Genomic DNA, 12,881 nt, shown 5'->3' with positions numbered 1-12,881 from the left:
GACGTTAGTTGTGCCAACAGCAGCGCCAACGCCGGCTGTACCGCCAACAGCAATGCTGCCGGCAATATTTAATGCATCAAAGTCATTATTGGCATTAACAAGCACGCTGCCAGTCGTGCTGATCACCGCATTGTCAGTGACTTCGGCATTCACTATATTTTTGGCGGCTACAACAGTAGCAACACCCGATACCCCGGCAGTGTTAGCTAAGCCTCCGCCTAGGCCAAAGACACCCGCATCCTGGGTTGCATTGGCAGTTATAGTGACAGAACCAGAGTTGGCAATATCGCCGGCAAACATACTGGATGTCTCACTGCTATTGATTATATCTGTGCTAACTAGGCCAACACCGGCATTACCGCTTGATAAGGCAACACTGGTGACAAAAGCTTTTGCAGTCGTATCATTACCGCTGCTAATATTAACCGCACCGTTAGTTGAAATAGCAGTACCGCTTCCGACAGATGCTTGGGTTGTATCTTCAAAATTATTTACAGCGGCAGCACCGGTAACGGCTACCTTTCCGCTGGCAGAGCCAGCAATTGCCTCTGTATAGTAATTGTTTTGGCCTAAAATAATCTGTAAATTTTGTTCAGTGAGTGATTCCTTGAGTGTATCAAGATCATCGGTTTCAAAATCAACCGGGGCCTTGCCACTGACTTTATGATTAACAGCCTGCACGCTAAGACTGTTGGCATTAATATTGCCGTCATTGCCAACGGCAGCGATATAGTCATTGTCAGAAACGATTGTCGCAACCGAAGCACCGACACCCGCGCTTTTTGATAACGCGGCACTCCAAGCCTTAGCAGACAGTTTACTGGTATTATCAGCCTGCACGGTGATATTGCCGGCCTTCTTCTCGCTGTCTTGGCCGGTGATACTGACCTTGTTTCCTACTGTTGCCTGAGTGGCACTATCTGAATAAGCCACCGCCAGTGCACCGGCCACGCCTACCTTATCGCTGCCTGCGCCAGACACTCCCTCGGCTGATGGCTTGTTAATAAAGGCACCTGATGTATTTTGCAGCGACTCAGCAGCAACGGTAACATCGCCTTTTGCTTTAATAGTGGTATTATCGCCAATCGATGCAGCTGTATTATTGCGTGCAACACTTATGCCAACACCGACGCCGATACCGGCTTTAGCTGTGGGATCAAGTGCAGCACCGCTGCCGCGGGAACTAAAGTCTGATATCGTATCGGCCGTAACACTTAACTTACCGCCGGTGCTGACTAAGCGTTTGTGCGCACTATCCGTACCGCCGGTAATTCCCGCCTCAACGTCATCTTTAATGACTGATACACCGACAGCAGCAGCTACGTCGACTGTTTTGCCGCCGCTGGTACCTTTTTGTTCATTTGCAGTATCCTTTAAGGCTTTAGCGCTGACATTCGTAGGATCAGAGGGTGCCGTTTCCCCATCATCCAGCCCTTTAGCTCCTTTTGAACTGGCAGTGGCTACTGCTTCATAGGAACGGTCAGCCATGGCAGCAATTGTAATGTTGCCTGCAGAAATGACGTCGCGCTTGATGGTCGCGGAGGCAAGTGTATTGCTGGTAATAACTGACGCAGATGCACCAACACCGACATTCTCAGACTCGGTATCGCCAGTTGCAGTTGCTGTATGGTCGCCGCTACTTGTGCTGCGAACTTCAACCGCTGCTGCGTTTAGCGCACTGCCTGTATCAATTGTGGCCACAGTTGTTTGATTCAGGGTAGTTACCGCAGCTACTGCGTCTATTGCAACACCGCCTGCAGATCCGGCTGTCGCCTCAGTGTTCGTATCACTATCGGCCGAGGCAATCACCTTTACAACCCCGGCATCAGCTACGCCCGCATATGTGCCAATACTTGCCTTAGTACTTTCCGTTAATGTATTGACTGCGACCGATGCACCAACACCAACGGTTTCACCTTCTACCCCATCCTCCGTTGGCAAAGCTTTGGCTTCGCTGTTGCTTTGCTGTGCAGCGCGAATCGTTACATTACCGCTTCCCGCATTGATAATCGCGCCACTGACCACTTCAGCCATCGTCGTATTGGTTACCGTATTAACGGCCACTGAACCGGCAACGCCGACATTAGACCCGCCTGCTCCTGAGGTGGCTTGGGCGCTAAAGTTGTTAGTAGTAGCAGGGTCTTCTTCTGTACCCATATTGCGCATAGTAGCGGAAATTTCTAAGCCTTTGGCGTTGTGTGTGGCCACACCGAGCCTAGCTTGATTAGCTGCTTTAGCAACATTGACAGCCACAGCAGCGCCGATACCAACCTTATTGCCATCAGTGTCCTCTTGGGAAACAGCCTTTCCTTCCGCGGTAGCAGCGGCCGTGCTGTTGTTGGTCGTTTTAATCGCCAACATGTCACCAGTAGTGATCTGTTTTCCGTCTAATGTATACGCATTGGCGCTTGAGGTGCCAACGTTGATGCCGACAGCAGCAGCAACACTGACTGATCCTTCGCTGGTTTCAGCTTTAGGTAGAGCTTGCAAACTTTCCTGAGCTTTATCTGACGCCTTATCTTTAACTACATCTTTCTTGGCAACTAAAGCTGTCTGGTCTTTTACCTGTTCGTTAACCTCTTTATCTTCTTGCACACTACCGTCATCTTGAGCAGGTTTTCCGCCTGCCGCACTGGCAATGGCAACGGTCTCAGACGAACCCGCATTATCTGCTTGGACAGTTACACCGCCATCTGCGTTTATATTTCGCTCTATCGCGGCTTCTGCTTCATCGACAGCGATTGTTAACCCAATAACAACGCCAACGGCCGCCTTCTCACCGTCTGCTTGTCCTTCGGCTGTAGTTTTGCTGCTGCCGACGTTATCGGCTTTGACGGTGAGGTCGCCACCAAGGGTAAGAATGTCACCACTGCCGACTTTGGCAAGGGTTTGGTTATCGGCAAAAGTAACGGCCACTACTGGCGTGACGGACATGCCGCCGACTGAGCCGGCTTGGGCTTCCGTTTCTAAGCTATGGCTGCCTGTCGCACTTACGGTTACATCCCTTCCGCCACTTAGCTTGGCACCGTTAGCGATTTCTGCTGTAACATGATTGATGCCGATATTGGTGGCAATCGAAGCTCCCACGCCGACATTGTCACCTGAGGCGTCGTCTGACGGCAAAGCACTTGCCATACTTTTGCTTTCATTTTCAGCAGTAACATTGACAGTCTCTGCCTTAATATTTCCCTTACTGCCGATTTGGGCCAGGCTTTCATTGACATGCACATTAACAGCCAATGCTCCCGCGACACCAACATTAGTTGCGCCAGCGCCGGAGGAAACCTCAGTTGTCATGCTGCTTGCGTCTGTACCATGTAATCCGGCTTGTACTGATAGGTCTTTGGCTTCTATGGTTTGATTGACATAAGCTTGATTATCTGATGATACTTTATTGATGCCAACCGCAACGCCTACTCCTATAGCGCCGCTTTCCACGGCGCTGCCGTCAGCAGTTACGGAGGACTGATTGACAGCCTTGCTTGTCACGGCTACGCTGCCAGCTGACTTGGATGCCGCCCCAGATTCCATATAGGCTTTAGTAATACTTGTAATATCGTTGATGCCCAGCGCCGCGGCAGCCGTGACACCGCCCTCACTGGTTTGAACATCAGCTGCATATTCCTTGAGTTTCTTGCTTGTCTCACTGGTTTCGGCAGTTTCCTGGGCTTTTGTTCCCATGATTGAAGCAATCGCTTCGGTTGTTATCTTATTTGCGGACGCAGCATTAATAGCAATAGATTTAGATTTACTGATAGTAGCTTGCCCTGTAATACCAGCCTCGGTTTTGCTTTTGATGCTGCCAAATCCAAGGCTCCCGCCGCCAGCATGATTGCCGCTGTTTATCTGGCCGCTTTCACCTGTATTTTCGGCCGGATTGGCCGAAATGGTGAGATTTATTTTATTCTGAGCCGCCAAGCTGACGTCGCCATCAGCCTTAATCTCTGTTGTTCCGTATACTTTTACTTGGGCAGTACTGTCCACCACCGCTCCGGCATACGCCGAATCACCTGTCAGCTTTGCCAAAAAGGATGGAGTTTTTGCATTCACATCCATGTCGACAGCAGCCCTCATGTTGACATCGCCGGTGGCATCAATGGTACTGTCCTTAACATCAATAGTGGCTGATGCATTATGTACGGTAATGCCAAGCAGGGCATTATCGGTATAGCCGGCTGCTGCATCAAACGTAATATTCTTGCCGCTTAACGTTGCGCCGTCCAGACTAATAGCAGCACCCTGGCTGAAAATCCCGTTATCTAAAGAGCCTTTGTCAGTGGAAATGAGCGATATATCGCCATCAGCTGCGCCTTCGTGTCCCTTCGCCGTAATCACCGCACCTGTTTTCAGATGAATGTTCTCCGCAACAATTTCAATTTTTCCATCATTAATCGCAAATTTCGTACCGCTGACCTGACCGTTGACATTAACTACATCACTAAAATCAGGCGACGTCGCCGTAAAATAAGCACGGGAAAAAAGAGTCCCAGAATGCTCTATGGCACCAGCAGTTAGTTTTATGTCATTCATAGCATTAATTTTGCCTTGTACTGTAATGCTGCCGGAAGAGTTTAGAGGTAAAGAACCACTAAGGATCTTTGTCCCCCAAGTATCCAAGTCATTACCATTAAAAGAACTAATACTGCCTGGCATTGGTGTCATGGCCGTAAATGAGCCAACATTAATCACACCGCTTGTTCCGACAAGCAATCCGTATGGATTAAGAAAATATACATGACCGCCAATTTCGTTGTTTTTTATGGAATTCAGTGTACCATAAATGGTTGAACGCTTACTATCATTAACCAGATTAATAAGATTATTGGCAGCACCCAACTGCAAGTTGACGATGCTGCCTTTAGATATATCAAATTGCTTAAACGAGTTGAAGCCGATTTTGCCACCGGTGCTATATGTGCCAGTGCTAATATCGGTAATATTGTTGCCCTTATCAACAATGCTTGTTGCAGTTTTCCCGTCAGCTACAATCGTATTGGCCATAACTGTAAACGGCTGTGTCGCTAACATACCGAAGAGAGCCACCGATGCCGCTACCGGTCGCAGATTTTTAGCTATTTTTTCCGCTAAATGCTGCCGTCTGCTTCGGAGTTTAACCACTTGTTTTTTCTGCCTGTGTTTATTCCTTGCCCAGTGAGGTTTGCCACGTTTCCAGGCACGACGCCATTTTCTCTGCATTTTCACAAAGAACACCTCTTTATGGTAAATTTTGCACGCAACCATCTACGTTATGTATGAAGCTTATTTTATAGCCTGTATTGATCCCCTGGCACGAAAGTGATATATAAATCAAGCCGCTGCTTACTTAATATGTTCTGGTGAATAGTTAACATCTAAAATAATCTTGTTCCAATAGGCATGATAACCCATTTATCCAATTTTGTATTGTCTAAGTATAACATTCGCGGAAGATGATATCCATTCAAAGATGATAATTGGTAGTTTTTTTATGGAAACTGGTAATTAGCCAAAAATACACCTATTTTTTGCACTAAAAATAGTTAGCCCATGATATGTGTAACAGGCAAGCGTTCAATCAAAAATGTGGTTAGACAAAAAATAAAACCGGCGTTTTTATTTGCCGGTTTTGTTTGAGGTACTGATTCTGTCCTGCGGGTAACCAACCAATTTTTTCAATCATATATGTCAAACACCTAGTTCTGTCAGATTGTTTGAAGTAGACTTACATTGCATTGGGAGATTCATTCCGACTGACAAAGTACTTTTCAACCCTGTTGGCAGCATTTTGCCGAAGGTTGTTGTAGTAAAATGAATAATCAAAATTATGAAATACTCCCTTGCCAAAAATTTTATTCCCTGGGGCTAACTTGTCCACATCGGCAGTACTACAGATCAGTACTCCTCTTTTTGCATCGATCCGAGCATCCGCATAATTTCTAACGTCGTATACGATTTCTCCCGTTGGCTTCAGCACCATTGATCCTAAGTTCTGCTCAGCGGTTGCCAAAGATTCTTCTCTAGTCCAAGTAATCGGATTGATAACCAGAGCACCAGGCAAAACAACAGGATTGTTCCCTTCAACCACTGGCGCTTCGGTATTGTACGAAATTATTACGCCGATATCATCTGGGCCTTCTGCAAATTTCAGATGAGGATTTTTGGCAAGATAACTATCGGTGACAGAATAGCCGATGACATATGCCGCAATCATTCTGGCATATACCTCAGGATGTTCTTTCATATAATCGGATAATAAATACAACAGTAAGTTTGATCCTTGAGAATGTCCGGCTAATATAAACGGTCGGCCCTGATTGTAGTGTTTGATATAATAGTCAAATGCCGCAAATGTATCTGCTTTTGGTATACCCCCAATTAATTTTTCATGTTCTTCTAAAGGTAACGACAGACAATACGCCGCATCGACCTGGCGATAGTAAGGTGCATACATATTGGCAACAGGTTCAAAAACTGTAGCTTGCCTATCAAATGCCCGCTTTGAGCCTCTCAGCATAGCAAGATTATCAATTTCACAAATATTAGGGTCATTCGCATTTTCTTTTTTCCAGACCGTAGGGTATAAGTAAAAAACATCCACCGGTTTGTCAACCGTGCCCGGTAAAGCCAGCCAGCTCGCAGGTTTCGCATAATCGGTTGCCTGATTTCCGCTGGCGGATGTTGCTTTTGCTTTACTGAAACAAAGATCAATATCTTCTACCAAATTTTTGGGGTCCATTTCCTACCTCCTCAAAAATAAGTCCATTACACAATTCCAGAGAAAAATAAAATGCCCTGCCAAATTATACAAATTTGACAGAGCATTTTTCGCCACTACCAGTGATACAGTTCTCCACCTCGGGTAAAACGGTGCAGAAAGTATAATAATGTCTGCTCTCATTTCCCTATTATTATTTAAACTTTTCTTTATTGAAGAATAGGATTAGCTCCTGCACAAGCATCCTGCATAGCAAATTCCGCTTTGCTTACTGTATACCCGCCTGGGCTAAAATCTCACGTATCGCATTCATTTGATGCTGATTCATTGCTACAGCCGGTTGTTTTACTGCTGTACTAATCGAAACACCTCTAAGCGCAACGGCACCTTTTATAGCTGCAATAAAAGGATTCGTAACATCATAAATTCTCATCAAAGTCGATACTTTTGCTTGCGCCGCAGCCACTTTTTCAAAATCATTGGCATGATAAGCCTTCAGCAAGCCTGCAAAAAGTTCTGGTGCTACATTCGTCATACCACCAATAACACCATCTCCCCCGGCCATGAGATTGGGAATTAAATACTCATCATATCCTGATAAGACAGTAAAATCCGGACGGTGCGCTTTTACTAACTGAATTAATTTCCTCGTATGGCTAATATTATCGACCGTATCTTTAATGGCAACAATATTACTAAAGTCTGTAGCTAAACGCAGAACGAGATCAGGTGTCAAATCAGTGGCAGTCCGATCAGGAAAATTGTAAAGCATAATTGGTAATGACGTATTACGTGCAACATTTGCATAGTATTGATAGATGGTTTCGGAATTGATACTAAAATAATATGGTGAAACGATAACGGCACCATCTGCACCTTCTTGCTGCGCAAACTGAGTGAGTTCAATGACCTCTTCTTGTACCGTTCCCCCAGTACCAATTAATACGGGTACCCTTTTGTCTACAGCCTTTATTACATAACGAATAAAAGCCTTTTTTTCTTCCATAGTAAGAGCAAAGAATTCACCAATGCTCCCTAAAAATAATAGTCCGTTCATTCCATTATCAATCAAACGATTAATAACTTTCTTACTGCCCTCAAAATCTAAATTCCCCTGCTCATCTAAAGTGGTAATGACAGGTGTTATAACGCCTTTAAACATAAGATCCTCCCCCTATTAATCCATGGATTGTTTCATATAAAATTACCGCCTAGTATTTGGGGATATCTCTCCAGAACACCCTCATCGTTGGCATCTTCCATACTGCCTTGCACCAATTCACGCTATAAAGGCAGTGCTATTATTTCCTTAAAACCTCAACATAGATTATTTATGCAGCCAAGCACTATTAAAGAATTGCATCAAGTGCCAAAATGAATATCAGCCCTACAACAGAAACAATTGTCGATAACAATGTCCAGGTAGAAAATGTTTCTTTCAAAGTCAAACCGAAATATTCCTTAGCCATCCAAAATCCTGCATCATTGACATGGGATGCAATAGCACTGCCGCAACCTGTTGCTAACGTGACCAATGCCAAATTAGCGTCATATTGAGCTAACATCGGAATTACCAGACCAGCCGTGGATATAGCCGCAACAGTTGCTGAACCTAAAGAAATACGCAATATGGCTGCCACAATCCATGCCAAGAGAATGGGAGACATAGCTGTTCCAGCAAATACATCTGCTATATACTTGCCGACTCCACCATTAATAAGCACTTGCTTAAAGGCTCCACCGCCGCCAATAATCAATAACATCATACCGATAGAGGCTGCAGCCGATGAACAAGATTTGGTAGTTTCTTTAATAGAAATACCTCTATTAATTCCCATGGTATATACTGCAATTACTAAAGAAATTAGCATGGCTACCGATGGATCACCAATAAATGCAATCATTTTTAATACAACATTGTCCCCAGAGTTTCCGAATATCATTCTTACACAAGTAGCGATCAGCATCAAAATTACCGGAAACATGGCCGTTAACAAACTAACATTGAAACTTGGAGTGTCAGCGAGATTAAATTCCTTTTGCTCACCCAAGGAATCAATACTTCCTCGCTTAGCAAATGCCTCAGGAACTAGCTTTTTTGCCAATCGAGTAAACATAGGACCCGCTATAATGACTGTGGGGATAGCCACAATAATACCGTAGATCAAGACTGTCCCGATATCTGCTCCATACTCCCCAGCGATTACTGTAGGACCTGGATGTGGCGGAAGAAAACTATGTGTAGCCAATAATGCTGCCAGCATTGGAACACCCAAAGATAATAGTGACACTTTCATTTCTTTGGCAATCGAGAACACAATTGGAATCAACAATACTAACCCGACTTCAAAGAACATTGCGATTCCGACAATAAATGAAGCAATTACAACGGCCCACTCTATTTTGGTCTCGCCAAATTTATTAATTAAAGTCATGGCAATTCGTTGCGCACCACCGGCATCAGCCACTAGTCGGCCTAACATGGCTCCTAAACCAAATATGAGCGCAATATGCCCCAGTGTTCCGCCAATACCGGTTTCTATTGTGGCAACAACTTTGTCCATAGGAATTCCCAGTGTAAGCGCTACACAAAAGGATACTATCAGGAGAGAAACAAATGTATTTATTTTCAACTTCGAAATTAAAACAATTAATAAGATTACGCCTATTGCTACGATTAATAACGGCATACTTCTACCTCCCCAATATTACTCATAGTTTTATAACAAGTTAGGAAACATAGTATTTTCTTGACTCCAAATAAGAACGACAAAGTCCTCTGCCGGCACTGAGTACTTCTCAGAAACAAAATCGCTTATTTATTATCTGCTAAAGCCTTTTTTCCAGCTTTAATAACTTCGATGATTTTATCCACATCATAGACACAGCCTTTCCATATCCCGCCACTAATAGACTGAAGTTCTGCCCATAATCGAGTATCATCAGGCAAGTCCGGATCAGGCTGTAATCCTGGATGGGTTTCCCGTTGTCTCAATACTTCAGCAGCCTCATCATAGGAAAGCCGCTTTTCTTCTGTTCCGATGAAATTAATTGATCCTTCAAATTTATTACTGTCAACAATAATCTCGATCAAATCCCCATCTCGCAATTTACCGATCGGCCCGCCAACCAATGCTTCAGGTCCTACATGTCCAAAGCAAGCGCCGGTAGAAACGCCAGAAAATCTAGCATCCGTAATCAGCGAAACATGTTTGCCAAAAGGTAGTTTTTTCAATGCGGAAGTCAGCTGGTAAGTTTCCTCCATCCCGGTTCCCATTGGGCCTCCACCCATAACGATCATAATATCGCCAGCTTGTATCTTTTTATCCTTGATTGCTTTAATTGCTGCCTTTTCGGAGGTAAATACTTTAGCCTTGCCAGTGTGTCTAAAGACTCCATCTGCATCAATAACCGTTGGATCAATGGCTGCAGATTTAACAACAGAACCCTCCGGCGCAATGTTTCCAACAGGGAATGTTACGGTAGATCGTAATCCCCGCTCTTTAGCTTTGGCAGGATTCATAATTACATCGTCAGGATTTACCCCGTCTAATGCTTCTAAACGCTCTCTGCATTGTTTACGTCTGTCAGATGTTTCCCACCAATCCAGGTTAGCTCCTAACGAATCACCGGTAACTGTCATAACATCTTCATGCAGCAAACCAAGTTTTCTTAAGTGAAGCATGACTTCTGGAACTCCACCAGCCAAAAAGACACTTACGGTTGGATAGTTAACCGGTCCAACTGGCAATACACTGACCAAACGAGGAACTTTTTTATTAATAGCAGCCCAATCATTTACTGTAGGCACTTTGCAGTTTGCTGCAAAAGCAATAGCTGGCAAATGAAGCAGTAAATTTGTTGAACCGCCAAATGCCGCATGGAGAACCATCGCATTTTCAATTGCCTTGTCAGTAATAATATCTTTTGTTGTAATACCCTTTTCTTTTAATTCCATCAAAGCACGCGCAGACTGTCTTGCAATTTCTTCCCAAATAGGCTGCCCTGAAGGCGATAAAGCAGAATGTGTAATGGCAAGCCCCAGTGCTTCCGCGATAACTTGCGAGGTCCCCGCCGTTCCGAAAAATTGACACCCACCTCCGGCAGAGGCACAAGCACGGCAACCCACTCTTGCCGCTTCCTCAAAAGAAATTTCATCACTAGCAAATCGAACGCCAATTGTCTGAACCGTTCCAGCATCTTCTCCATCCACCGGCTGAAGCGTTGCACCTCCTGGCACAAGAACCGTCGGAAGATCATGCATCGAAGCCAATGCCATCATCATCGCCGGCAATCCCTTATCACAAGTAGCAATACCCATTACCGCTTTTCTTGTTGGCAGAGACCGCGCCAATCGTCTCAGCACAATTGCAGCATCATTGCGATAAGGCAATGAGTCAAACATACCGGTAGTTCCTTGGCTTCTCCCGTCACACGGATCGGTAACATATGCTGCATACGGTAAAGCGCCAAGATGTGCAAATTCTTCTGCAGCCGCACGCATCTGTAAACCTAATTCGAAGTGACCTGTATGGAGTCCCACAGCTATAGTGCTACCGTCTTCGCCACGAATTCCCCCTAGAGTACTTAAAATAAGCACATCATCATCATTGAGTCTATCCGGATTCCACCCCATACCAGCATTTAGAGTCATTCCAAATATATGTCCACTTGGCGATTCTCTTAAAAACTCTTCACTAAAAGGCAACTTTCCCTTTGGTCCCTCCGCATGGGTGTAAACATTGTACAAAGATACATCTTTTACATCATGAATGGATTTCATTGACATAAACAATTCCCTCCTTACAATTTCATTGCACTTAGAGACTACAACCTGGCATGATGAAAATTATTTCGCTACTAATCACTTCCTCGTGTAAACCAATTCAAACCGACTTACAGTAATTACGGTATTCTAATGGTTCTTATATACGAACTTAATTCTTGTATAAGAACCGTTAGCTAGATCATAGCACATTTGTGCTGTAATTTTCAATACTTTTTGTGTTTTTATTTATTTTCCAAAATCACGTATTGCAATTCATATTCAAGTAGACAATAAAAAAAAAAATCAATAAAATGATAGTGATACAAATTTTATTGATTTAAGGAGTATTTATGTCTCATAAGCCTACAGAACGAGTCTTAAATATATTAAATCTTTTATCTCTTCATGCAGATGGGTTAACTCTTACCGAAATATCTAAGGCTCTCTCGATTCCCAAGAGCACGCTTTTCCCTATTTTACAAACTATGGCCGACATGAATTACATCCAACTCGACAAGGATTCTCTGCGTTACAAATTAGGCATTTCTACTTTATGTATTGGTTCTTCTTATTCTCAAGATGAATACATGCTTGAATTCGTCAAGTCTATAATGAAAAATATTGTTTCTGAAATTAATGAAATCTGCCAAATGGGTGTGTTAGAAGGAAACAATGTATTATACGTCTTAAAAGAGGAACCTCAAGTAGGCTTGGATATTCGCATTATCTCTTATGTCGGAAAACGAATTCCCGCATACTGTACTGCATTAGGAAAAGCTTTATTAAGCAACCATGACATTGAAGAAATAAAAGCATTATATCCAGAGGGCTTAATTCCTTATACAGAGCATACAATTACGGATTTCGACATTTTATATAATCAAATATTAACAATTAGGAAAGAGCATATTGCCAAAGAATATGAAGAAGTTACCAACGGACTCTGCTGTTATGCTGTACCGCTAGAATCCAACGGCAAAATAATTGCCGCCCTAAGCATTAGTATCCCTAATTTTCGAGCGACTAAAGAAAAATTAAAATTAGCAACCGAATTGTTATTAAATGCCCGCAGACAGTTCAGTAATGTTAATTTAAAGTAAAAAATTAATATCACGAAATTCGGTAAGCGTATACTCATTTTGATGTTTTTGGGTTAGTGCATCCTAATCAAATTGAAACCTTCAATAGGCTGTTCGCCAAGCTTTCACTCTTCTTAGCATAAGCTATTTCTTCATGACTTCTTTCCCTTACTAATAACATGACAAGGGGCGTGTCGCAAAACGTTTATAGAAAAAACGTCTGTGACACGCCTCTTTTTTGTAAAAAGAAGAAAAATAACGGTTTAAAAAAGGAAAAACCCAAGACACAATCTGTTTATGGGCATAGCAAAACAGAGGAAGCCTCTTCCCCTAAAAAAAT

Annotated in this window: 6 protein-coding genes; 1 reads left to right on the top strand and 5 read right to left on the bottom strand. The window is 43.5% G+C overall.

The features are described 5' to 3' along the window. From AC29Z1_RS02255 to AC29Z1_RS02235, 5 genes are all read right to left on the bottom strand, one after another. Positions 1–5,196, bottom strand: a 5,196-nt coding sequence (locus AC29Z1_RS02255) for a leukotoxin LktA family filamentous adhesin (protein WP_488269833.1), incomplete at its 3' end; no start/stop codon positions are given. 505 nt (positions 5,197–5,701) lie between these two features. Further along, positions 5,702–6,700, bottom strand: a complete 999-nt coding sequence (locus tag AC29Z1_RS02250) for a DUF3089 domain-containing protein (protein ID WP_488269832.1) — start codon at positions 6,698–6,700, stop codon at positions 5,702–5,704. A 262-nt stretch (positions 6,701–6,962) separates the two neighbouring features. Beyond that, the gene (gene dapA / locus AC29Z1_RS02245; protein ID WP_488269831.1) at positions 6,963–7,856 is read right to left on the bottom strand and encodes a 4-hydroxy-tetrahydrodipicolinate synthase; all 894 of its coding nucleotides are present in this window, start codon (positions 7,854–7,856) and stop codon (positions 6,963–6,965) included. A 187-nt stretch (positions 7,857–8,043) separates the two neighbouring features. After that, the gene (locus AC29Z1_RS02240) at positions 8,044–9,384 is read right to left on the bottom strand and encodes a gluconate:H+ symporter (protein ID WP_488269830.1); all 1,341 of its coding nucleotides are present in this window, start codon (positions 9,382–9,384) and stop codon (positions 8,044–8,046) included. Positions 9,385–9,509: 125 nt separating this feature from the next. Beyond that, positions 9,510–11,483, bottom strand: coding sequence for a YjhG/YagF family D-xylonate dehydratase (locus AC29Z1_RS02235; RefSeq protein ID WP_488269829.1), 1,974 nt, complete (start codon positions 11,481–11,483; stop codon positions 9,510–9,512). A 329-nt stretch (positions 11,484–11,812) separates the two neighbouring features. Here AC29Z1_RS02235 and AC29Z1_RS02230 point away from each other — a divergent pair, with 329 nt between their 5' ends. Beyond that, positions 11,813–12,562, top strand: coding sequence for an IclR family transcriptional regulator (locus AC29Z1_RS02230; protein ID WP_488269828.1), 750 nt, complete (start codon positions 11,813–11,815; stop codon positions 12,560–12,562). The last annotated feature ends 319 nt before the right edge of the window (positions 12,563–12,881 follow it).

The sequence above is a fragment of the Sporomusa sp. genome (genome assembly GCF_057736855.1).
Note: the sequence above shows the minus strand (reverse complement) of the source record. Positions and strands in the feature narration are given on the sequence as shown.